We start from the raw sequence: 21498 nt of genomic DNA on the forward strand, positions 1-21498 counted from the left end.
AGAATGAGTATGCATGCCCAATTGATCGTCGACGCCCGCAACGCGGTCGGCGAAAGCCCGGTCTGGGTCGCGCAGGAAAACGCTCTTTACTGGGTGGATATTCCCAATGGCGGGCTGCAACGCTGGAGCGCTGACACCGGGCATGTCCACGCGTGGAAAGCCCCCGAAATGCTCGCCTGCATCGCCCGTCACAGCCGTGGCGGCTGGGTGGCGGGCATGGAGAGCGGTTTCTTTCACTTGCACCCGCATAGCGATGGCAGCCTCGACAGCGAATTACTCGCCCAAGTCGAACACAGCCGTGGAGACATGCGCCTCAACGATGGTCGCTGCGACCGTCAGGGCCGTTTCTGGGCGGGCAGCATGGTGCTGAACATGGGTTTGAACGCCCCCGAAGGCCGGCTATATCGCTACGGCGCCGGCCAGTGCGGGCTGATCGAAGCGCATCTCGATGGCTTTATCGTGCCCAACGGCCTGGGCTTCAGCCCGGACGGCAAGACGATGTACCTGTCCGACTCACACCCCAACGTGCAACGGATCTGGGCATTTGACTACGACACCGCCAGCGGCACGCCGTCGAACCGCCGCGTGTTCGTCGACATGAATCACTACAGCGGTCGCCCTGATGGCGCCGCCGTTGACGCCGACGGTTGCTACTGGACCTGCGGCAACGACGCCGGACTCGTTCATCGTTTCACCCCCGACGGGCGACTCGATTACTCACTGCCCGTGCCGGTGAAAAAGCCGACCATGTGCGCCTTCGGCGGTAGCCGGATGGACACCTTGTTTGTCGCCTCGATCCGCCCCGGCGACGATCACGACCCGCAGTCTCTGGCCGGGGGCTTGTTCGCTTTGAACGCCGGCGTCAAAGGCTTGCCGGAACCGGTTTTCGACAATTTGCTGTAACGCGCCTCTGCTGCACCGCTTCGCCTTGACCACAAAAATAACAAGACTGGAGACACCCTCATGGACTTCAAACGCACCTTGCTCGTCGCCGCACTTCCCCTTGCGTTCACCCTCAGCAGCGCCGTTCAGGCACTGGAAATCAAGTTCGCCGATGTCCACCCGGCCGGATACCCGACCGTGGTCGCCGAAGAGCAACTGGGCAAAACCCTGGTCGCCGAGAGCGACGGCAAACTGACCTTCAAGATGTTCGCCGGTGGCGTGCTCGGCTCGGAAAAAGAAGTGGTCGAACAGGCGCAAGTCGGTGCGATCCAGATGGCCCGCGTCAGCCTCGGCATCGTCGGCCCGGTGGTGCCGGACGTGAACGTGTTCAACATGCCGTTCGTGTTCCGCGACCAGGCGCACATGCGCAAGATCATCGACGGTGAAATCGGCGACGAGATTCTCGACAAAATCACCAATTCCGAATTCAACCTGGTCGCCCTGGCCTGGATGGACGGCGGCACCCGTAACCTCTACACCAAAAAACCCGTGCGCAAACTGGAAGACCTCAAGGGCATGAAGATTCGTGTGCAGGGCAACCCCATGTTCATCGAAACCATCAACGCCATGGGCGGCAATGGCATTGCGATGGACACCGGGGAAATCTTCAGTGCCTTGCAAACCGGGGTAATCGACGGCGCAGAAAACAACCCGCCGACCATGCTTGAACACAACCACTATCAGAACGCCAAGTTCTACAGCCTGACCGGGCACTTGATCCTGCCCGAGCCGATCGTGATGTCGAAAACCACCTGGAACAAACTCACCCCGGATCAACAGGCCCTGGTGAAAAAAGCGGCCAAGGCCGCGCAAGCCCAGGAGCGCACGTTGTGGGACGCCAAGACGGTGAGCAGTGAAGAAAAACTCAAGGCTGCCGGTGTCGAGTTCATTACCGTCGACAAGAAACCCTTCTACGAGGCCACCGCTTCGATCCGCGAGAAATACGGCGCGCCTTACGCCGATCTGATCAAGCGTATCGAAGCCGTTCAGTAACCCTCCCTGCCCTCAACGAAAGGCCCGGCAGCGCAGACCTCGATGGATGTCCGCGCCTGCCCGGTTACGGTGGAACCCGATGAAGAATCTGCTGCTGGGCATCAACGACCGGATCTACATGGCCTGCATATGGGTCGCCGGTCTGTCGGTGCTGACGATTTCCCTGATCATCCCTTGGGGGGTGTTTGCCCGTTACGTTCTCGGTACCGGTTCGAGCTGGCCGGAGCCGACTTCAATCCTGCTGATGATGGTCTTTACCTTCATCGGTGCCGCCGCCAGTTATCGCGCTGGCGCTCACATGGCCGTGGCCATGCTGACCGACCGCATGCCTGCGCCACTGCGCAAAGGCATGGGCATCGTGTCGCAATTGCTGATGGCCACCATTTGCCTGTTCATGACCATTTGGGGCACCAAACTGTGCCTGTCGACCTGGAACCAGTTCATGAGCGCCCTGCCCACTTTGCGCGTGGGCATCACCTACATGCCCATCCCGATCGGTGGCGCGCTGACCATGATTTTCGTGCTGGAAAAATTGTTTCTGGGTGACCAAAGCAACCGCCGCGTGGTGCGGTTCGATCTGGTTGAAGAACACGAAGGGGCTGCCTGATGGACGCGTTGATTCTGTTGGGCAGTTTTATTGTCTTGATCCTGATCGGCATGCCAGTGGCCTACGCCCTCGGGCTGTCGGCATTGATCGGCGCGTGGTGGATCGATATCCCGTTCCAGGCCCTGATGATTCAGGTGGCTGGTGGGGTGAACAAGTTTTCGCTGCTGGCGATCCCGTTCTTCGTCCTCGCTGGCGCGATCATGGCCGAAGGTGGCATGTCACGGCGGCTGGTGGCGTTCGCCGGGGTGCTGGTGGGATTCGTGCGCGGCGGCCTGTCGCTGGTCAACATCATGGCCTCGACGTTTTTTGGCGCGATCTCCGGCTCCTCGGTGGCCGATACCGCTTCGGTCGGTTCGGTGCTTATCCCGGAAATGGAGCGCAAAGGCTATCCGCGCGAGTTCTCCACGGCGGTCACCGTCAGTGGTTCGGTGCAGGCGTTGCTGACGCCGCCCAGCCATAACTCGGTGCTTTATTCCCTGGCGGCTGGCGGCACCGTGTCTATCGGCTCGCTGTTCATGGCCGGTGTCGTGCCCGGCCTGATGATGAGCGCGTGCCTGATGGCGCTGTGCTTGATCTTCGCGAAAAAACGCAACTACCCCAAAGGTGAAGTCATACCGCTGCGCGAGGCCTTGAAAATCTGCGGCGAGGCGATGTGGGGCATGATGGCGATGGTGATCATCCTGGGCGGGATTCTCTCGGGGATTTTTACCGCCACCGAGTCGGCGGCCATCGCCGTGCTGTGGTCATTCTTCGTGACGATGTTCATCTATCGCGACTACAAATGGAGCGAACTGCCGAAACTGATGCACCGCACCGTGCGGACCATTTCGATCGTGATGATCCTGATCGGCTTTGCCGCCAGCTTCGGTTACATCATGACCCTGATGCAGATCCCGGCAAAGATCACCACGATGTTCCTGACGCTGTCGGACAACCGCTACGTGATCCTGATGTGCATCAACGCCATGCTGTTGTTGCTGGGCACGGTGATGGACATGGCGCCGCTGATCCTGATCCTGACGCCGATCCTGATGCCGGTGATTCTGGGCATTGGCGTTGACCCGGTGCAGTTCGGCATGATCATGCTGGTCAATCTGGGGATCGGGCTGATAACGCCGCCGGTGGGCGCGGTGCTGTTTGTCGGTTCGGCGGTGGGCAAGGTGAGTATCGAGAGCACCGTGAAAGCGCTTATGCCGTTTTATGCGGTGCTGTTTCTGGTGTTGTTGCTGGTGACGTATGTTCCGGCGATTTCGCTGTGGTTGCCGCATCTGGTGCTGTAAACCGTCGCTGTGGTGAGGGAGCTTGTGCCCCTCGCCACAAGGTTCAACTCAAGCCCGCAGCAACATATAAACCGCCACCACCACACACACACTGGCAAACCCCACCTGCAACGCCCGCGCCGGCACCCGCGCGCTGAGCTTGCGGCCGATGATCATGCCAACAATGCTGGCGACGATAAACGCGACGCCCTGACTGTCGATGCGAACGCCGGCGTGAAACGCGCCGATCACACCGATGGCGGAAATCAGACTGATCACCATCAACGACGTTGCGACAATCGCGCGCATCTGCACGTCGGTCAGTTGCTTGAATGCCGGCACGATCAGGAAGCCGCCGCCCACACCGAGCAATCCGGACACCACACCGGTAATCGCGCCCAGCGCCGCAAGCGTGGCGGTGCATTTGGCCGTCCAGTCCAATCGGCCGGTTTGTTCATTGAGCATGCAATTCTTCTGGCCCCAACTGGCGTGGCCATGATCGCTGGGGCCCTGCTGCTGACGCTCACGGCGCAGCATGCGCCAAGCCACCATGACCATCAGCAGGCTGAACAGAATCATCAGGATCTTTTCCGACAATTGATGCGCGAAGTAGATCCCCAGCGGCGAAAACACGGCGCCCAGTGCGGCAATCAGCAGCGCCGCACGATAACGCACCAGGCCATGGCGCAAGCCGTCGATGGCACCGACCGCCGCCGCACTGCCGACCGCAAACAACGCCACCGGCGCTGCCTGGGTCATCGTCCAGCCGAGCCCGAGCACCAGCGCCGGCACCGCGAGAATCCCGCCGCCCGCCCCCGTCAGCCCAAGAACCAACCCCATCAGCACACCAAACAGACTTGCCAGCAACATAAGGAGTCCTCAGTCAACTTTGGACAGGGAAGTCAGCCACTCGCGCCCCTTGAGCATGCCGTGCCAGTAGAACCACGGCAGCAACGTTGCCTTGAGTAACCACGCCGAACGACGCGGCACCGTCGGGTCAAGGGGAAAGGTCGGCAGCAACTTCCCGGCATAACCGAACTCGGCGAGGATCACCTTGCCCTTCTCCACCGTCAGTGGGCATGAGCCATAACCGTCGTATTTCAGCGGCAGCGGCTGTTGCTTGCGTTGGGCCAACAGATTTTGCGCCACCACCACGACTTGCTTGCGCACCGCCGCCGCGGTTTTCGCATTGGTTGTGCCGCAGATATCACCCAGTGCGAACACCTCGGGATAACGCGGGTGCTGCAGGCTGTGCTGATTGACTTCACACCAGCCGGCAGCGTCGGCCAACGCACTTTGTGCGATGAAATCCGGGGAGACCTGCGGCGGTACGACGTGCAGCAAATCGAAGGTTTTTGCCTCGCGGGTGACGTTGCCGTCAGCGTCCTTGATCTCGAACCATGCCGTTTTCGCCGGGCCGTCGACCTTGACCAGATTGGCGTTGAAGGCCAGTCGGGCGTTGTACTTGTCGATGTACTTCATCAGCGGCGGCACGAACGTCGCCACGCCGAACAATGCGGCGCCGGCAAGATTGAACTCGACATTGACGTTGTTCAGCACGCCGGTTTTACGCCAGTGATCGCAGGACAGGTACAGCGCCTTTTGCGGCGCACCGGCGCATTTGATCGGCATCGCCGGTTGTGTGAACAGCGCTTTGCCACCGCGCAATTTCTGCACCTGGTCCCAGGTGTATTGCGCGTGCTGATAGCTGTAGTTGGAGGTCACGCCGTGCTGACCAAGGCTTTGCTGCAAGCCTTCGATTTTTTCCCAGGCCAGACGCAGGCCGGGGCAGACGATCAGGTTTTGATAGCTGACGATACGTTGATCGTTGAGGGTGAGTTGGCGAGTCTCCGGATCGACGTTGGTCACCGCTGCCTGCACCCAGGTGACTTGACGCGGTAGCACCTTGGTCATCGGTCTTACGGTGTCTTTCACGTCGTAGGCGCCAGCGCCGACCAGCGTCCACGCCGGTTGGTAGTAGTGCTGGGCGCTCGGTTCGATCACAGTGACTTTCAAGTGCCGATCGCGCTTGAGCAGACTGGCAACGAAAGCGATGCCGGCCGTACCGCCGCCGATGACCACGATATCTGCACTGATGGATGGGCCCCCGTGTTGATCGTTCATTGCTTGTTCCTTTTACTGCACGCAAGAAGGGTGTCGCCTTGACGCAAGCCCGCTCCCGAATCGGGTTTGTTTGCTGGCTGACATTTATGAGTGACCCCAGCTTTTGACTACCGCCCCGCAATACAAACCGGAGAGGGTTTTCATCACCTGGATGACTTCCGGGCTGGCCAGGCCGTAAAAAATGTATTTGCCTTCGCGGCGCGTCGCGACCAAACCTTCATCACGCAGAATGCCGAGTTGCTGGGACAGGGTCGGCTGACGCACGCCGGTCATTTTTTCCAGTTCGCCGACGTTGCGCTCGCCCTGAGTCAGTTGGCACAGGATCAACAAGCGGTCCTCGTTGGCCAGGGCCTTGAGCAAGGCGCAGGCCTTGGAGGCCGAGGCGCGCAATTGCGCAACTTCACATTCGCTCAAACTGGATTGCATTTGCAGGAAGCCCTCAACGTCACTTAAGCTGCGAACATTATGTTTTTACATAAAGTGTTGCAAGCGACTTTTCGCCACCTGACTTTTCTCGTCCTCTGCACAGGTTCATGCCCATGCCCGCGCTGATTGAAGCTTTCCTCGACCCCACCTCCTGCACCTACACCTACGTGGTGTACGAGGCGGATGGCGGGCAATGCGCGATCGTCGACCCGGTGCTCGATTACGACGGCGCCGCCGGGCGCACCTGTACCGCTCAGGCCGACAAAATCATCGCCTTCGTCCGCGCACACAACCTGCAGGTGCAATGGCTGCTGGAAACCCACGCCCATGCCGATCACCTGTCCGCCGCACCGTATCTGCGTCGCGAGCTGGGCGGGAAGATCGCCATTGGCGAATCGATCAGCAAAGTGCAGAACGTGTTCAAGGCGCTGTTCAATCTGGAGCCTGAGTTCTGCGTTGATGGCTCACAGTTCGATCACCTGTTCGCCGCGAACGAGTCGTTCATGATCGGCAACCTCAAGGCCACCGCCCTGCATGTCCCCGGTCACACCCCGGCGGATATGGCTTACCTGATCGACGGCGAACAGATTCTGGTCGGCGACACGTTGTTCATGCCTGACGTCGGCACTGCGCGCTGCGACTTCCCCGGCGGCAATGCTCATCAGTTGTTCAACTCGATCCACAAACTTTTGGCCTTCCCGGCGAGTGTGAAGCTTTACGTTTGCCACGATTACCCGCCTGAAAGTCGCCCGGCACGCTGCCAGACCACCGTCGGCGAACAGCGCAAAAGCAACATCCATGTGCATGACGGCATTGATGAAGCGGCGTTTGTAGACATGCGCACAAAACGCGATGCCGGGTTGGGCATGCCGACGCTACTGCTGCCGGCGATCCAGGTGAATGTGCGTGCGGGGAATTTTCCGACGCCAGAGGACAATGGCGCGGTCTACCTCAAGATCCCACTGAATCTCTTGTAGGAATACTCTCTTAACTATCTGAAACAAAAGACTTTCCTACACTCTCTGGCGATAGAGATGAACTGGAAAAAATCCCGCCGACGGCCAGACTTCATTGGGTATACATTCAATGGAGTCTTTACAACATGGATATTCGTCAAAACCACCGCGACATGACAAAGGCGCAAAAAAACGCCTTCATCGATGCGGTTCTGTTACTTAAAAACAATGTCGACAGCGTCCTGCGGCCCGGACAACAAAGTCGCTACGATGACTTTGTACAAATCCACAAAAACTCGATGGGGCGAGGCAACCCCCTGACGCCCAACCCCCATCGCAGCCCCTTGTTCTTCCCTTGGCACCGAGTTCTGATCCGCCAGTTTGAACTGGCCTTGCAGGTTGCCGCCAACAACCCAGGCATAACACTGCCTTATTGGAACTGGCAAATCACAGGGCCAGACAATCCCTTCACCTCAAGCTTCATGGGCGGGAACGGTGACAACACACAAGACCAGCGCGTAACAAGCGGCCCATTTTCCAGCGAGCATTCTCAATTCAACGTCGCCGTTTGGGACGAAGGCACCGGCAATCCGGGCGTCCGCCGCAACCTCGGAGCACAAGAGACCTTGCCCTCTGCCGAAGCGGTTATTTCAGCCTTGAACAGAACGCCCTATTGGCAAGCCACCGATCAAGCAGGCTGGGAAAACTCCGCTGAACGCGAGCTTCACAATCCGGTGCACGCCTGGATCGGTGGCAGCATGGCCGAAGCCTCCTCGCCCAACGACCCGATCTTTTTCCTGCACCACTGCTACCTCGACCTGCTCTGGGAGCGCTGGAAGCACCAACACCCCAACATTCCTTCCTTTCCATCGGATGAAATGAGTGGATCAATACTGGTGTTTCACCCTGCCAACGAGCCTGCGCCCTGGATGCAAACCTACACCGTGCAGCAGACGCTGTTCACCGAAGAGCTCGATTACCGCTACGAGGACATCTGACGGTACATGACGCTCAATTGCCCAAGGTCAAACCGTTCGCCGGCAATGGCAACGCGGTTTTGTAGCGCACCTGCTTCAGCGCAAAGCTCGACCGGATGTTCGCCACGCCCGGCACCTTGGTCAGAAAGTCCATCATGAACCGCTCCAGCGACTGAATGGTCGGCACCAGGACCCTGATCAGGTAATCCGGGTCGCCGGCCATCAGATAGCACTCCATCACTTCGGGGCGATCGGAAATCGCCTCTTCAAAATGCTGCAATGCTTCCTCGACCTGCTTTTCCAGGCTGACATGAATGAACACATTGACGTGCAGGCCCAGCAGATCGGCGTCCAGCAAAGTGACCTGCTCACGAATCAGCCCCAACTCTTCCATTGCTTTGACCCGGTTGAAGCACGGGGTGGGCGACAAATTCACCGAGCGAGCGAGGTCGGCGTTGGTGATGCGCGCATTCTCCTGAAGGCTGTTGAGAATGCCGATGTCGGTACGGTCCAGTTTGCGCATGAGACAAAACCACCTGTTTTTTATGTTTATGCAGAATTTTTATCTGCAAATGATCTGAGGCGCAATGAAACAGAGATAAATATTCTTCTTGGCCGGGCCTATGATTGTTGTAGGACAAGATTTCTTTTATCGAAGAATGACTGCCAGCTCACTACAAGAAATTCACAAGATCGAGCGTAGAAGCCATGACCCAAGCGTATGAACCGCTGCGTCTGCACGTCCCTGAACCTTCGGGCCGCCCAGGCTGCAAAACCGACTTTTCCTACCTGCATCTGACCGATGCCGGTACGGTGCGCAAACCTCCCATCAACGTAGAACCCGCCGACACCGCCGACCTGGCCCGTGGCCTGATTCGCGTGCTCGACGATCAAGGCAACGCTCTGGGCCCCTGGGCTGAAAACGTGCCGGTGGAGATTCTCCGCAAGGGCATGCGCGCCATGCTCAAGACGCGGATCTACGACAACCGGATGGTCGTCGCCCAGCGTCAGAAAAAGATGTCCTTCTACATGCAGAGCCTGGGCGAAGAAGCCATCGGCAGCGCTCAGGCCCTGGCGCTGAACATCGACGACATGTGCTTCCCGACCTACCGCCAGCAAAGCATCCTGATGGCCCGCGAGGTACCGCTGGTCGACTTGATCTGCCAACTGCTGTCCAACGAGCGCGATCCGCTCAAGGGCCGTCAGTTGCCGATCATGTACTCGGTGAAAGACGCCGGGTTCTTCACCATCTCCGGCAACCTCGCGACCCAGTTCATTCAGGCCGTGGGCTGGGGCATGGCTTCGGCAATCAAGGGCGACACCAAAATCGCCTCGGCGTGGATCGGCGACGGCGCCACCGCCGAATCGGATTTCCACACCGCCCTCACCTTCGCTCACGTTTATCGGGCGCCAGTGATTCTTAACGTGGTCAACAATCAGTGGGCCATTTCGACCTTCCAGGCCATCGCCGGCGGTGAAGCCACCACCTTCGCTGGACGCGGCGTCGGTTGCGGCATCGCCTCACTGCGGGTTGACGGCAACGACTTCTACGCGGTCTACGCCGCTTCCGCCTGGGCTGCCGAACGCGCCCGCCGCAACCTTGGTCCGACCATGATCGAGTGGGTCACCTACCGCGCCGGCCCACACTCGACCTCCGACGATCCGTCGAAATACCGCCCTGCCGACGACTGGAGCCACTTCCCGCTGGGCGACCCGATTGCCCGCCTGAAACAGCACCTGATCAAAGTCGGCCACTGGTCGGACGAAGAACATGCCGCCGTCAGTGCCGAACTCGAAGCTGAAGTGATTGCCGCACAGAAACAGGCCGAACAGTACGGCACCCTCGCCGGCGGCCAGATCCCGAGCGCCGCAACCATGTTCGAAGACGTCTACAAAGAGATGCCGGAGCACTTGAAGCGCCAGCGTCAGCAGTTGGGGATCTGACATGAACGATCACAACAACAATATTCAGTTGGAAACCGCCATGACCACGACCACCATGACCATGATCCAGGCCCTGCGCTCGGCCATGGATGTGATGCTTGAGCGTGATGACAATGTCGTCGTGTTCGGTCAGGACGTCGGTTATTTCGGTGGCGTGTTCCGTTGCACCGAAGGCCTGCAAACCAAGTACGGCACCTCGCGAGTATTCGACGCGCCGATCTCCGAAAGCGGCATCGTCGGCGTCGCCGTCGGCATGGGCGCTTACGGCCTGCGCCCGGTGGCCGAGATCCAGTTTGCCGACTATGTCTACCCGGCTTCCGACCAGATCATTTCCGAAGCGGCGCGCCTGCGTTACCGCTCGGCTGGCGAGTTCACCGCACCCATGACCCTGCGCATGCCTTGCGGTGGCGGCATTTACGGTGGCCAGACCCACAGCCAGAGCATCGAGGCGATGTTCACTCAAGTCTGCGGCCTGCGCACCGTCATGCCATCCAACCCGTATGACGCCAAGGGCCTGCTGATCGCCTCCATCGAAAACGATGACCCGGTGATCTTTCTTGAGCCAAAGCGCCTGTACAACGGCCCGTTCGACGGTCACCACGACCGTCCGGTAACGCCGTGGTCAAAACACCCGCAAGCCCAGGTTCCGGACGGCTATTACACCGTGCCGCTGGACGTCGCCGCGATCACCCGTCCAGGCAAGGACGTGACCGTGTTGACCTACGGCACCACCGTTTATGTGTCGCAAGTCGCCGCTGAAGAGAGCGGTGTCGACGCCGAAGTCATCGACCTGCGCAGCCTGTGGCCGCTGGACCTGGACACCATCGTCAAGTCGGTTAAGAAAACCGGGCGCTGCGTCGTGGTCCACGAAGCCACACGCACCTGCGGTTTCGGCGCCGAACTGGTGTCGTTGGTGCAAGAGCATTGCTTCCATCACCTGGAAGCGCCAATCGAACGCGTCACCGGTTGGGACACCCCCTACCCGCACGCGCAAGAGTGGGCGTATTTCCCTGGGCCGTCCCGAGTGGGCGCGGCGCTGAAACGGGTCATGGAGGTCTGAATGGGCACGCACGTTATCAAGATGCCGGACATCGGCGAAGGCATCGCAGAAGTAGAGCTGTCGCAATGGCACGTCAAGGTAGGCGATCTGGTCGTTGAAGATCAGGTGCTGGCCGATGTGATGACCGACAAGGCGATGGTCGATATCCCGTCGCCGGTACACGGCAAGGTCATTGCGCTGGGCGGTCAGCCGGGCGAAGTGATGGCGGTCGGCAGTGTACTGATCAGCATTGAAGTGGAAGGCGCGGGTAACTTGAAAGAGTCCGCAGCCCCTGCACCCGTCAAAGAGGCAGCGGTTGCCGTACCTGCGAAAACCGAAACTCCCGTTGAAAACAAATCCGCCGCCATAGCGCGCCCGGCCCCTGTCTGCCAAGGCCCGGTGGTTGCCCGAGAGGCCGATGAACGCCCGCTGGCCTCGCCGGCCGTGCGTAAACATGCACTGGATCTGGGTATTCAGTTGCGTCTGGTACGCGGCACTGGCCCGGCCGGCCGCGTCTTGCACGACGACCTCGAAGCCTATCTGGCGCAAGGTCAATCCAACGCCTCGGCGCCTGCATCGGCGGCCTACGCCCAGCGTCACGACGAAGAGCAGATTCAAGTGATCGGCATGCGCCGCAAGATCGCCCAGCGCATGCAGGACGCCACTCAGCGTGCCGCGCACTTCAGCTATGTCGAAGAAATCGACGTCACCGCGATCGAAGAACTGCGCGCGCATTTGAATGCAAAGCATGGCGCCAGCCGTGGCAAATTGACCTTGCTGCCATTTCTGGTGCGCGCGCTCGTGGTTGCCCTGCGCGACTTCCCGCAGATGAACGCCCGTTACGATGACGAAGCCCAGGTCATCACCCGCCTCGGCGCAGTGCATGTCGGCGTCGCCACGCAAAGCGATGTCGGCCTGATGGTACCGGTGGTGCATCACGCCGAGGCGCGCAGCCTGTGGGACAGCGCCGCTGAAATTTCGCGCCTGGCCAACGCTGCACGCCATGGCAAGGCCAGCCGCGACGAACTGTCAGGTTCGACCATCACCCTGACCAGCCTCGGTGCGCTGGGTGGCATCGTCAGCACGCCGGTGCTGAACCTGCCGGAAGTGGCAATCGTCGGCGTCAACAAAATCGTCGAGCGGCCAATGGTCGTCAAAGGCCAGGTGGTGATCCGCAAGATGATGAACCTCTCCAGCTCTTTCGATCACCGTGTGGTCGATGGCATGGACGCGGCGCTCTTTATCCAGGCCATTCGTGGCTTGCTCGAACAACCCGCCACTTTGTTTGTGGAGTAAGGCGCGCATGCAAACTTTGAACACCACGCTGCTGATCATCGGCGGCGGCCCCGGCGGTTATGTGACGGCGATTCGCGCCGGGCAACTGGGTATAGCGACGATTCTGGTGGAGGGCCAATCGCTGGGCGGCACCTGCCTGAACATCGGCTGCATTCCGTCCAAGGCACTGATCCATGTGGCTGAGCAGTTTCATCAGACTCAGCATCACCATCAGCACTCGGCGCTGGGCATCAGCGTTCCGGCACCGACTCTGGACATTAACAAGAGCGTCGAGTGGAAAGATGGCATTGTTGATCGCCTGACCACTGGCGTCGCCGCCCTGCTGAAAAAGAACAAGGTTCAAGTGATCCAAGGCTGGGCCAACGTCATCGACGGCAAAACCGTCGAAGTGGCTGGCACTCGCATTCAGTGCGAGCACTTGGTACTGGCCACCGGTTCCACCAGCGTTAACTTGCCGATTCTGCCCATTGGCGGTCCGATCATTTCCTCCACCGAAGCTCTGGCGCCAAAGTCAGTGCCCAAGCGTTTGGTGGTGGTCGGTGGCGGTTACATCGGTCTGGAACTGGGTATTGCTTATCGCAAGCTCGGTGCCGAGGTCAGTGTGGTCGAAGCACAGGATCGCATCCTGCCGGCCTACGACGCCGAACTGACGCAACCGGTGCACGAAGCGCTGAAGCAACTGGGCGTAAAACTGTATCTCAAGCACAGTGTTCTGGGTTTCGACGGCACTTTGCAGGTGCGTGATCCGAACGGCGACACCCTGAATCTGGAAACCGATCAGGTGCTGGTCGCCGTCGGTCGCAAACCCAACACTCAGGGCTGGAACCTCGAAGCGCTGAATCTGCAGATGAACGGCTCGGCGATCAAGATCGACAGCCGCTGCCAGACCAGCATGCGCAACGTCTACGCCATCGGTGACCTGAGCGGCGAGCCGATGCTGGCTCACCGCGCCATGGCGCAAGGCGAAATGGTCGCCGAACTGATCAGCGGCAAACACCGCGAATTCAACCCCACCGCCATCGCAGCCGTTTGCTTCACCGACCCGGAACTGGTGGTGGTCGGCCAGACGCCGGACGAGGCCAGGACGGCCGGGCTGGACTGCATCGTGGCCAGCTTCCCGTTCGCCGCCAATGGCCGGGCGATGACTCTGGAGTCCAAAAGCGGCTTTGTGCGGGTGGTCGCTCGTCGGGACAATCATGTGATTGTCGGCTGGCAGGCGGTGGGAGTCGGTGTTTCCGAGTTGTCGACTGCGTTTGCGCAGAGCCTGGAAATGGGCGCACGACTGGAAGACATTGGCGGCACCATTCACGCGCATCCGACACTGGGTGAAGCGGTGCAGGAAGCAGCGTTGCGAGCTCTTGGACATGCGTTGCATCTGTAAAGGAGGGTGGCAGTGATGGCCTCTTCGCAAGCAAGCCCGTTCCCACAGGGGGAATGCATTTCAAATGTGTGTGGGCTTGCTGGCGAATTCTTGAGGCCAACACGATTTATCTGTCTGTCATCCGATAGTCCGGGCTGCGAAACCGCTCAAGAATGAAGTATTGTTGTGCCCATCCAAAAAACGTCAGAAGCCTTGAACCGTTTCGACGGTTGTTCAGTGATAGAGGGTGTCATGGGTAACGAAAGCATCAATTGGGACAAGCTGGGTTTTGACTACATCAAGACCGACAAACGCTATCTGTCGTACTTTCGCGATGGCGAGTGGGACAAAGGCACCCTGACCGAAGATAACGTGCTGCACATCAGCGAAGGCTCGACGGCCCTTCACTATGGCCAGCAGTGCTTCGAAGGCATGAAGGCCTATCGTTGCAAGGACGGTTCGATCAACCTGTTCCGCCCGGACCAGAATGCCCTGCGCATGCAACGCAGTTGCGCGCGTCTGCTGATGCCAATGGTGGAAACCGAGCAGTTCATCGAAGCCTGTAAGGAAGTGGTTCGCGCCAACGAGCGTTTCATCCCGCCGTACGGCACCGGCGGCGCGCTGTACCTGCGTCCGTTCGTGATCGGCGTGGGTGACAACATCGGCGTGCGTACTGCTCCCGAGTTCATCTTCTCGATCTTCTGCATCCCGGTTGGTGCCTACTTCAAGGGCGGCCTGACCCCGCACAACTTCCAGATTTCCAGCTACGACCGCGCCGCCCCACAAGGCACCGGTGCAGCCAAGGTCGGCGGTAACTATGCGGCCAGCCTGATGCCAGGCTCCAAAGCGAAGCAAGCCCACTTCGCCGACGCTATCTATCTGGATCCGATGACCCACACCAAGATCGAGGAAGTCGGTTCGGCCAACTTCTTCGGGATCACCCACGACAACAAATTCGTGACCCCGAAGTCGCCATCGGTACTGCCGGGCATCACTCGTCTGTCGCTGATCGAACTGGCCAAATCGCGCCTGGGCCTGGAAGTGGTTGAAGGTGATGTGCTGATCGACAAGCTCTCAGACTTCAAGGAAGCCGGCGCTTGCGGCACTGCTGCCGTGATCACCCCGATCGGTGGCATCAGCTACAACGACCATCTGCACGTATTCCACAGCGAAACCGAAGTCGGCCCTGTGACCCAGAAGCTCTACAAAGAACTGACCGGCGTGCAAACCGGCGACATCGAAGCGCCAGCGGGCTGGATCGTCAAGGTTTGATCTGACGGCCGCAGATGCAAGAAAGCCCCCACGGAGTGATCCGTTGGGGGCTTTTTATTTGATCGTTTATTTATGCGCAATACGTTTACCCGACCGACCGGCAATCCCGCTCGCTTGCCCATCCTGTTGTTTGCCCATGCGCGCCTGAGTAATCAGCCCGGGAATCAACTCCCCCTCCGGCAGGTTTTTCCAGAAGCGCACCGGCAAATGCCCTTGCATGACTTTTGGATTCAGCCGCGCCGGGTTGAAGATGTGGCTGTAATAGGTCAACCAGAGATCGCCATGCGGATCATCGACGTTCTGCGCCAATTGCTGCCACTCCACAGGGCATCGGCGCTGGTGGATCAATTGTTCGCCGTCGTAATACACCCCGTCACGGGGTGTGGCGATCAACCAGCGGTGGCGGCCCATGCGTGCGACGAAATGCTCACTGGCACGGTGCAGGATGTCGTGGGCCGGTTCATGCCACGCCACGTATTGCGGCCCTGGCAGATCTTTCGGTCGCTCGATGAAGCGCACGAATGCATGGAGGTGATGCGCTTCGCGCTGAACTTGCTTGATCCGCCGCTGCAATTCACTGCCCAGCTTGTCGCCGGCCATCATCGCCGTGCGGTCGCCGTGACTGACGCGCCACAATACTTCATACAGCAGGCTCCAGCGCTGATCGCCCCGATAACTGGCCGCACGCTCCAGGGTGTCGAGCAAGGTACGCGGGATGCGCGCCTGAAACGGCCCTTGGCCTTTGGGCACGGACTGGTCGCCGGCAAACAGATCGCCCACCCCTTCCGAGGCCCAGCTCACCAGGCTCGGATCGATTTCATGGCTCAGTAACCAGCGAGCCTGTTGCCGCCAAGTGTCGAACAGGTCATCGCAATCCAGATCGATCATCCCCACAACCCCATCTGTTGCGGCATCGGCCGGTCGCGCAATTGCTGATACAGCATATGACTGGTGACCTCGGCTTGCTGCGGATGGTAATCGCTGGTGATGATGAACGGCCTGGCTTTGGCCAGTACGCACCGCATGCGCGCCACGTCCTCGTAGCGAATCCGCCGCTGTCGGCGCAGCTCCACCAGGCGTTCGGTGGTGCGCAGGCCAATACCGGGAATACGGGCGATCAGGGCCGGTTCAGCACGATTGAGGTCCAGCGGAAACACCTCGCGATTCTGCAACGCCCACGCCAGTTTCGGATCGATATCCAGCGCCAGATTCCCCGGCCCCTTGAGCAGCTCACCGGCGCTGTAGCCATAGCTGCGCAAGAGAAAATCGGCCTGATACAACCGATGCTCACGCATCAAGGGGGGCGCAGCCAGCGGTACGCTTTTCGGGCTGTCGGGGATCGGACTGAACGCCGAATAGTAAACCCGGCGCAGCCGGAAGTTGCCGTACAACGCCTGCGCACTGTGGAGAATGGTGCTGTCGTCGGTGTCGTCAGCGCCGACGATCATCTGGGTGCTTTGCCCGGCCGGCGCGAATTTAGGCGCGCGTGGTTCGTTGCGCACGGTCTGTTCGCCGGTGTAGATGGTCCGCATCGCCTGTTTGATCGAGACAATCTGTTTCTCTGGCGCCAGGGTTTGCAGGCTGGCATCGGTGGGCAACTCGATGTTGACGCTCAAGCGATCGGCGTAACGCCCGGCCTCCTCGATCAGTGCCGGGTCAGCTTCGGGAATGGTCTTGAGGTGGATATAACCTCGAAACTCGTGCTCTTCGCGCAGAAGCTTCGCAACCCGCACCAGTTGCTCCATGGTGTAGTCCGCGGAGCGGATGATCCCGGAGCTGAGAAACAGCCCGCTGACACAGTTGCGCCGATAGAAATCCAGGGTCAACGCCACGACTTCTTCCGGCGTGAAACGGGCACGCGGCACGTCGCTGGAACGGCGGTTGACGCAGTATTGGCAGTCGTAAAGACAGAAATTGGTCAGCAGAATCTTCAGTAGCGACACGCAGCGCCCGTCCGGCGTGTAGCTGTGGCAAATGCCCATGCCATCGGTCGAGCCTACTCCGCTCTTGCCCTCGGAACTGCGCTTGGGCGCACCGCTGCTCGCGCAGGATGCGTCGTACTTGGCGGCGTCGGCGAGGATGCTGAGCTTGTCGATGATTTGCATGGCGAAGGCTCTTTACTGGTTGCATATACAGTATCGAGTCTATTGGATTGGCACAAGGTGCAAAGCAGATCAAATGCTCGCCGCTACAGGGGAACGCCATGATCGGCAGGCGTTGCCACGGACGGCGATGTTTTAAGCCTTGCTTGCGCCGCCAATTGGATACCGAACCGCGAGCTGAGCGCTCTGTGCCCCGCCGCTGTCAGCGCCAATGCCCGACTGTCCAGATCCTGCGTCACCCATTTGCGCTCCAACGCTGTTTGCAGCAGTGCAGCGCCCAGCGCCCCCCCTAGGTGTGGCCGGCGCATGCTCCAGTCCAGGCACGGGCAGGCAAACTTGCGGCGCAGTGCATTCAAGTCCTGCACTTCAATACCCAACCCTGCAAATAACGCCGCGCCACGGTCACTCAAGCGATACGTCTGCTCGTCGGTTTCCACCAGCCACCCGGCATCGATCAAACGGTCATGCAGCAACACCGCCAACGTTCCGGCCATGTGGTCGTAACAGGTGCGGGCAAATTGCAGGCGATCCGGCGTGTGCGGCTTGAAGGTCGGCGCGGCGCTCTGGCCGATCACCATCAGGGCTTCCAGCGCCTGGGCGACGCGTTTGTCGGCGAGGCTGTAATAACGATGGCGGCCCTGCACATGCAGACGCACCAACGCCAGATCCTTCAGTTTGCTCAGGTGCGCGCTGGCGGTGGACGCACTGACTTCGCCGATAGCCGCCAGCTCCGTGCTGGTGCGGGCGTGACCGTCCATCAGCGCGCAGAGGATTTTCGTCCGGGTCGGTTCCGCGATGGCGGCGGCCACTTGCGAGACGCCGATGTCTTGATGTTCTGCGTGCATATTTCGCTCCCCGACGAATCATCGCCGTTACAGACTGGAGATAGTAGCAACACTTTCCTCTCCGACAAGGCTACGAACATGGACCCGATCGTCGCGGCGACGCATGCCGACCCCTACCCGTATTACGAAACACTGCGCGCCGAGGGTGGGCTGATGTTTCACCCCGAACTGAAATTGTGGGTCGCCAGCACGGCCCGTGCGGTTTGTGCGGTTCTGGCTCATCCCGACTGCCGGGTGCGTCCGGTGCAGGAGCCGGTGCCCAAAGCGATCGCCGAGGGCATGGCCGGTAAAGTCTTCGGCCAGTTGATGCGAATGAACGAAGACGAAACCCAGCGCTGTCCACGTTCGGCCATCGAGCCGGCATTGACGCTGGTCGACAGCGATGAAGTTCAGGCGTTGGTGAGCGCACGCCTGATCTGCGCGAACGCCGATGGCGTGCATAAAGCCATGTTCAGGGGGCCGGTCTGTGTGGTCGCGGTGTTGCTCGGGTTCGCCCCCGCACAGGCTCGGGCAATCAGTGAGTTGACCGGGGATTTTGTCGCGTGCCTGTCACCGTTGAGCAATGACGTGCAACTGGCGGCCGCCCACGCAGCGGCGCAGCAGTTGCACGGATATTTCACCGAGTTGCTCGCCGGCCCGCGGGAGCAAACGACTTTGCTGGCCGGCATCACGCAGCGATTCGAGGGGAGCGAGCAAACCCTGATCGCCAACCTGATCGGTCTCTGCTCACAGACGTTTGAAGCGTGCGCAGGATTGATCGGCAATGCGCTGGTGGCTTTGCGGCGAGCGCCAGCGCTACGCACAGCCTCCATTGAGGCGCTACTGGCTGAAGTGCAGCGCTTCGACCCTGCGGTGCAGAACACCCGGCGATTTGTCGCAACCTCCTGCGACATCGACGGGGTTCGCCTTGAGGCGGGCCAGGTGATTGTGCTGCTACTGGCCTCGGCCAACCGTGATCCTGCACTCAATGAAAACCCCGACCGGTTTGCACTGGATCGCCCCAACCGCCGCAGTTTCAGTTTTGGCAGCGGTCGCCATCAGTGTCCGGGGCAAGCGCTGGCGATGACGATTGCCAGCGCAACGGTCAAGGCAATCGTCGATCTCGGCATCGATCTTGATCGCCTGAGCTGGCACTACCGCCCTTCTCTTAACGGGCGCATTCCACTGTTCAGCGAGGTACAGCGTTAGGCGCGGTGCAATTCGATGGTCAGGTGCGATAGCTCATGCACCGGGCTCATCGGTGGCGTCGAGCAATACGGCAGCGCTGTCACGCATCAGGTTGTAGGCCCATTTGGCGATGACAATGGCGCCGACAATACCCAGGGCCGGGTCCAGCCACACCCAGCCGACGAAGGTGTGCGAATAGATTAGTCAGTCAGTCGCTCAGACCGCCAATTGCAAAATCAACCAGCTATTGGCCCCGCTGATCAGCACAAACAAGCCCCACGCCAGCACGCGAGTCGGCCAACGGTTCACGAATGGCCCCATCAGTTGCTTGTCGTTGGTCATGCGAATCAGCGGATACAAGGCAAACGGCAGTTGCAGGCTCAACACCACCTGGCTGAGCACCAGCAATTTGCCCACTGCGCCGTCACCCATGAGCCAAACACCGATGAATGCCGGAATCAACGCCAGCCCTCGGGTAATCAGCCGCCGTTGCCAGCAGGGAATCCGCAGATTCAGGTAACCCTCCATGATCACCTGGCCGGCGATGGTGCCGGTAAAGGTCGAGCTCTGCCCGGACGCGAGCAACGCCACACCGAACAGCACGCTGGCCAGCGCGCCGCCCACCAGTGGGTCCAGCAGGTGATAGGCATCCTGAATCTCTACCACGTCGGTATGACCGGACTGGTGAAAAGCGGCCGCCGCGAGGATCAGAATTGCCGCGTTGACCAGTAACGCCAGCGCCAGCGAACCGATGGTGTCGATGCGCGCGAGTTTCACCGCGTCCTGTTTGCTCGCCAGATCCTTACCGATCATCCGCGTCTGCACGATGGAGGTGTGCAAATAAAGGTTATGGGGCATGACGGTGGCGCCCAGAATGCCGATCGCCAGGTACAACGGCGCGGCATCGCTGATGGCGGCCAGTGACGGTTTGAAGCCCTGAGCCACGTCCGGCCAGTACGGCTTGATCAGCAACAATTCAACGAAAAAACACACGCCAATGGTGGCGACCAACACCAGCATGATCGCTTCGAGGCGGCGGAACCCGCGATTCTGCAGGGCCAACACCAGCAACGTATCGAAGGCTGTCAGCGCGATACCGAACGTCAGCGAACAACCAAGCAACAAGTGAAACGCCAGCGCGCAACCAAGGACTTCGGCAAGGTCGGTGGCAATAATCGAGATCTCCGCCAACACCCATTGCAGCCGCGCCGTCGGGGTGCTGTAGCGCTCGCGGGACAATTGCGCCAGATCGCGGCCGGTGGCGATGCCCAGGCGCGAACACAGGCATTGCACGACCATGCCAGCCAGACTCGCCAGCAGCACGACAAACAGCAGGCTGTAGCCAAACCGCGAACCCGCCTCGATCGCCGTCGCCCAGTTGCCCGGATCCATATAGCCGATCGACACCAGCAAGCCAGGGCCGGCGAAGCGCAGCACGCGCTTGAAAAACGAAGCATTGGGATCTACCGCAACACTGCCAGCCACTTCCGGCGGGCAAAACGGCGCGGTGGCGATTTTGGGCAAGCTGAATTTCACGCACACATCCAGAAACAAGTCGAAAGACGCAGCTTAGACGTTTCGCCCCCTGTGATGAAAGCTCAAGATCCGGCCACACCCAGTAGTTGCTGACGCAATTCGGGACTGCGTGTACGTGGACTCAACCAGATATCAAAAAATGCGCGGGCGAACTGTGGGTCGTCGATTTCGTGCTGCAACTGTTGGCCAACAAAAAACCGCGCCCCCTGCCCCGGCAAATAAACCCCGGTGATGCGGGTGCCTGCACGGACGTCGACGAACGCCTGCTGCATTTGCGTCTGCCAGACGGCCAGTTGCGCCGGGCTGATCGAAGAACCCGCCAGACGTTTGATTTCATCCACACTGGCCTCGACCAGATCGTCGCGAGAAATCCTGCGCAGGTAGATCAACTCCAGCGCAAAGGGCTGCCCCTCCGCCAGCGGCTGGGCGGCGCTCCACAGCCGCGCGTTATAAACGTCGAAACCGAACACACTGAAATCGCCGGTGCCGATGATTCTGGCGCCGGGCACTTCGTCCTGCCAGTTGGCCCAGGCAGGCGCCACCAGCAAGGCCCACAAGCCGATGGCGCAGCACCCACGCCAGACATTCTGTGTTCTGCTCATCACGTCATCGACTCCGGTAAACCCTGATAGACAAAGCATAGCCTGTATGCC

21 protein-coding genes and 1 pseudogene are annotated in these 21498 nt (G+C 60.0%); 12 read left to right on the plus strand and 10 right to left on the minus strand.

Annotation, left to right across the window (positions count from 1 at the left end):
• The first annotated feature begins 9 nt into the window (after positions 1-9).
• The 4 genes from AACY50_RS13205 (at position 10) to AACY50_RS13220 (ending at position 3822) form a co-directional block, all read left to right on the plus strand.
• Positions 10-903, plus strand: a complete 894-nt coding sequence (locus AACY50_RS13205; RefSeq protein WP_339538669.1) for an SMP-30/gluconolactonase/LRE family protein — start codon at positions 10-12, stop codon at positions 901-903.
• 60 nt (positions 904-963) lie between these two features.
• Positions 964-1935, plus strand: a complete 972-nt coding sequence (locus tag AACY50_RS13210) for a TRAP transporter substrate-binding protein (RefSeq protein ID WP_339434174.1) — start codon at positions 964-966, stop codon at positions 1933-1935.
• Between the two features lie 79 nt (positions 1936-2014).
• The gene (locus tag AACY50_RS13215; protein WP_339538659.1) at positions 2015-2542 is read left to right on the plus strand and encodes a TRAP transporter small permease; all 528 of its coding nucleotides are present in this window, start codon (positions 2015-2017) and stop codon (positions 2540-2542) included.
• On the plus strand, positions 2542-3822 hold the full coding sequence (locus AACY50_RS13220; protein ID WP_221733606.1) for a TRAP transporter large permease: 1281 nt from the start codon (positions 2542-2544) through the stop codon (positions 3820-3822). The genes AACY50_RS13215 and AACY50_RS13220 overlap by 1 nt, the downstream gene beginning before the upstream one ends.
• A gap of 48 nt (positions 3823-3870) precedes the next feature.
• Here AACY50_RS13220 and AACY50_RS13225 read toward each other — a convergent pair whose 3' ends face one another.
• From AACY50_RS13225 to AACY50_RS13235, 3 genes are all read right to left on the minus strand, one after another.
• Complete coding sequence (locus tag AACY50_RS13225; protein WP_339434176.1) at positions 3871-4671, minus strand: sulfite exporter TauE/SafE family protein; 801 nt, start codon at positions 4669-4671, stop codon at positions 3871-3873.
• A 9-nt stretch (positions 4672-4680) separates the two neighbouring features.
• Positions 4681-5925, minus strand: a complete 1245-nt coding sequence (locus tag AACY50_RS13230; protein ID WP_339466377.1) for an NAD(P)/FAD-dependent oxidoreductase — start codon at positions 5923-5925, stop codon at positions 4681-4683.
• An 84-nt stretch (positions 5926-6009) separates the two neighbouring features.
• A complete protein-coding gene (locus AACY50_RS13235; protein WP_221733609.1) occupies positions 6010-6351 on the minus strand; it encodes an ArsR/SmtB family transcription factor in 342 nt (113 codons plus the stop codon).
• Positions 6352-6464: 113 nt separating this feature from the next.
• Here AACY50_RS13235 and AACY50_RS13240 point away from each other — a divergent pair, with 113 nt between their 5' ends.
• Positions 6465-7328, plus strand: a complete 864-nt coding sequence (locus AACY50_RS13240) for an MBL fold metallo-hydrolase (RefSeq protein WP_339538660.1) — start codon at positions 6465-6467, stop codon at positions 7326-7328.
• A 125-nt stretch (positions 7329-7453) separates the two neighbouring features.
• Positions 7454-8305, plus strand: a complete 852-nt coding sequence (locus AACY50_RS13245; protein WP_339434179.1) for a tyrosinase family protein — start codon at positions 7454-7456, stop codon at positions 8303-8305.
• A gap of 13 nt (positions 8306-8318) precedes the next feature.
• On the opposite strand, the gene bkdR is transcribed toward AACY50_RS13245, so the two are convergent.
• Positions 8319-8807, minus strand: coding sequence for a Bkd operon transcriptional regulator BkdR (gene bkdR / locus AACY50_RS13250; protein WP_007915088.1), 489 nt, complete (start codon positions 8805-8807; stop codon positions 8319-8321).
• A gap of 185 nt (positions 8808-8992) precedes the next feature.
• On the opposite strand from bkdR, the gene AACY50_RS13255 reads away from it, so the two are divergent.
• The 5 genes from AACY50_RS13255 (at position 8993) to AACY50_RS13275 (ending at position 15195) form a co-directional block, all read left to right on the plus strand.
• A complete protein-coding gene (locus AACY50_RS13255; RefSeq protein ID WP_339434180.1) occupies positions 8993-10228 on the plus strand; it encodes a 3-methyl-2-oxobutanoate dehydrogenase (2-methylpropanoyl-transferring) subunit alpha in 1236 nt (411 codons plus the stop codon).
• 1 nt (position 10229) lies between these two features.
• A complete protein-coding gene (locus AACY50_RS13260) occupies positions 10230-11288 on the plus strand; it encodes an alpha-ketoacid dehydrogenase subunit beta (RefSeq protein WP_064390582.1) in 1059 nt (352 codons plus the stop codon).
• A complete protein-coding gene (locus AACY50_RS13265; RefSeq protein WP_339538661.1) occupies positions 11289-12563 on the plus strand; it encodes a dihydrolipoamide acetyltransferase family protein in 1275 nt (424 codons plus the stop codon).
• Positions 12564-12570: 7 nt separating this feature from the next.
• The gene (lpdA, locus tag AACY50_RS13270; RefSeq protein WP_339434182.1) at positions 12571-13944 is read left to right on the plus strand and encodes a dihydrolipoyl dehydrogenase; all 1374 of its coding nucleotides are present in this window, start codon (positions 12571-12573) and stop codon (positions 13942-13944) included.
• Between the two features lie 231 nt (positions 13945-14175).
• Positions 14176-15195, plus strand: a complete 1020-nt coding sequence (locus tag AACY50_RS13275) for a branched-chain amino acid aminotransferase (RefSeq protein WP_339434183.1) — start codon at positions 14176-14178, stop codon at positions 15193-15195.
• Between the two features lie 66 nt (positions 15196-15261).
• On the opposite strand, the gene AACY50_RS13280 is transcribed toward AACY50_RS13275, so the two are convergent.
• From AACY50_RS13280 to AACY50_RS13290, 3 genes are all read right to left on the minus strand, one after another.
• A complete protein-coding gene (locus AACY50_RS13280; RefSeq protein WP_221733616.1) occupies positions 15262-16083 on the minus strand; it encodes a TIGR03915 family putative DNA repair protein in 822 nt (273 codons plus the stop codon).
• Positions 16080-17300, minus strand: coding sequence for a putative DNA modification/repair radical SAM protein (locus AACY50_RS13285; RefSeq protein ID WP_339434215.1), 1221 nt, complete (start codon positions 17298-17300; stop codon positions 16080-16082). The genes AACY50_RS13280 and AACY50_RS13285 overlap by 4 nt, the downstream gene beginning before the upstream one ends.
• 83 nt (positions 17301-17383) lie before the next feature.
• Positions 17384-18142, minus strand: coding sequence for an ArsR/SmtB family transcription factor (locus AACY50_RS13290; RefSeq protein WP_339538662.1), 759 nt, complete (start codon positions 18140-18142; stop codon positions 17384-17386).
• Between the two features lie 78 nt (positions 18143-18220).
• On the opposite strand from AACY50_RS13290, the gene AACY50_RS13295 reads away from it, so the two are divergent.
• Positions 18221-19330, plus strand: a complete 1110-nt coding sequence (locus AACY50_RS13295) for a cytochrome P450 (protein ID WP_339434217.1) — start codon at positions 18221-18223, stop codon at positions 19328-19330.
• A gap of 45 nt (positions 19331-19375) precedes the next feature.
• Here the strand turns inward: AACY50_RS13295 and AACY50_RS13300 are convergent.
• From AACY50_RS13300 to AACY50_RS13310, 3 genes and pseudogenes are all read right to left on the minus strand, one after another.
• Positions 19376-19495 (minus strand): annotated as a pseudogene (locus AACY50_RS13300) (cation transporter); the annotation flags it as partial.
• A gap of 30 nt (positions 19496-19525) precedes the next feature.
• Positions 19526-20794 (minus strand): Nramp family divalent metal transporter, encoded by a 1269-nt coding sequence (locus AACY50_RS13305; RefSeq protein WP_339466382.1) that lies wholly within the window; start codon positions 20792-20794, stop codon positions 19526-19528.
• Positions 20795-20907: 113 nt separating this feature from the next.
• Positions 20908-21447 (minus strand): chalcone isomerase family protein, encoded by a 540-nt coding sequence (locus AACY50_RS13310; protein WP_339538663.1) that lies wholly within the window; start codon positions 21445-21447, stop codon positions 20908-20910.
• Between the last annotated feature and the right edge of the window lie 51 nt (positions 21448-21498).

Source organism: Pseudomonas sp. RA_15y_Pfl2_54, from assembly GCF_963971015.1.
In the GTDB taxonomy this organism is placed as follows: Bacteria; Pseudomonadota; Gammaproteobacteria; order Pseudomonadales; family Pseudomonadaceae; genus Aquipseudomonas; species Aquipseudomonas baetica_A.

Coding starts and splice junctions, on each gene's coding strand:
- AACY50_RS13205 (WP_339538669.1), top strand. CDS start 10: ATGCATGCCCAATTGATCGTCGACGCCCGCAACGCGGTCGGCGAAAGC.
- AACY50_RS13210 (WP_339434174.1), top strand. CDS start 964: ATGGACTTCAAACGCACCTTGCTCGTCGCCGCACTTCCCCTTGCGTTC.
- AACY50_RS13215 (WP_339538659.1), top strand. CDS start 2,015: ATGAAGAATCTGCTGCTGGGCATCAACGACCGGATCTACATGGCCTGC.
- AACY50_RS13220 (WP_221733606.1), top strand. CDS start 2,542: ATGGACGCGTTGATTCTGTTGGGCAGTTTTATTGTCTTGATCCTGATC.
- AACY50_RS13225 (WP_339434176.1), bottom strand. CDS start 4,671: ATGTTGCTGGCAAGTCTGTTTGGTGTGCTGATGGGGTTGGTTCTTGGG.
- AACY50_RS13230 (WP_339466377.1), bottom strand. CDS start 5,925: ATGAACGATCAACACGGGGGCCCATCCATCAGTGCAGATATCGTGGTC.
- AACY50_RS13235 (WP_221733609.1), bottom strand. CDS start 6,351: ATGCAATCCAGTTTGAGCGAATGTGAAGTTGCGCAATTGCGCGCCTCG.
- AACY50_RS13240 (WP_339538660.1), top strand. CDS start 6,465: ATGCCCGCGCTGATTGAAGCTTTCCTCGACCCCACCTCCTGCACCTAC.
- AACY50_RS13245 (WP_339434179.1), top strand. CDS start 7,454: ATGGATATTCGTCAAAACCACCGCGACATGACAAAGGCGCAAAAAAAC.
- bkdR (WP_007915088.1), bottom strand. CDS start 8,807: ATGCGCAAACTGGACCGTACCGACATCGGCATTCTCAACAGCCTTCAG.
- AACY50_RS13255 (WP_339434180.1), top strand. CDS start 8,993: ATGACCCAAGCGTATGAACCGCTGCGTCTGCACGTCCCTGAACCTTCG.
- AACY50_RS13260 (WP_064390582.1), top strand. CDS start 10,230: ATGAACGATCACAACAACAATATTCAGTTGGAAACCGCCATGACCACG.
- AACY50_RS13265 (WP_339538661.1), top strand. CDS start 11,289: ATGGGCACGCACGTTATCAAGATGCCGGACATCGGCGAAGGCATCGCA.
- lpdA (WP_339434182.1), top strand. CDS start 12,571: ATGCAAACTTTGAACACCACGCTGCTGATCATCGGCGGCGGCCCCGGC.
- AACY50_RS13275 (WP_339434183.1), top strand. CDS start 14,176: ATGGGTAACGAAAGCATCAATTGGGACAAGCTGGGTTTTGACTACATC.
- AACY50_RS13280 (WP_221733616.1), bottom strand. CDS start 16,083: ATGATCGATCTGGATTGCGATGACCTGTTCGACACTTGGCGGCAACAG.
- AACY50_RS13285 (WP_339434215.1), bottom strand. CDS start 17,300: ATGCAAATCATCGACAAGCTCAGCATCCTCGCCGACGCCGCCAAGTAC.
- AACY50_RS13290 (WP_339538662.1), bottom strand. CDS start 18,142: ATGCACGCAGAACATCAAGACATCGGCGTCTCGCAAGTGGCCGCCGCC.
- AACY50_RS13295 (WP_339434217.1), top strand. CDS start 18,221: ATGGACCCGATCGTCGCGGCGACGCATGCCGACCCCTACCCGTATTAC.
- AACY50_RS13310 (WP_339538663.1), bottom strand. CDS start 21,447: ATGAGCAGAACACAGAATGTCTGGCGTGGGTGCTGCGCCATCGGCTTG.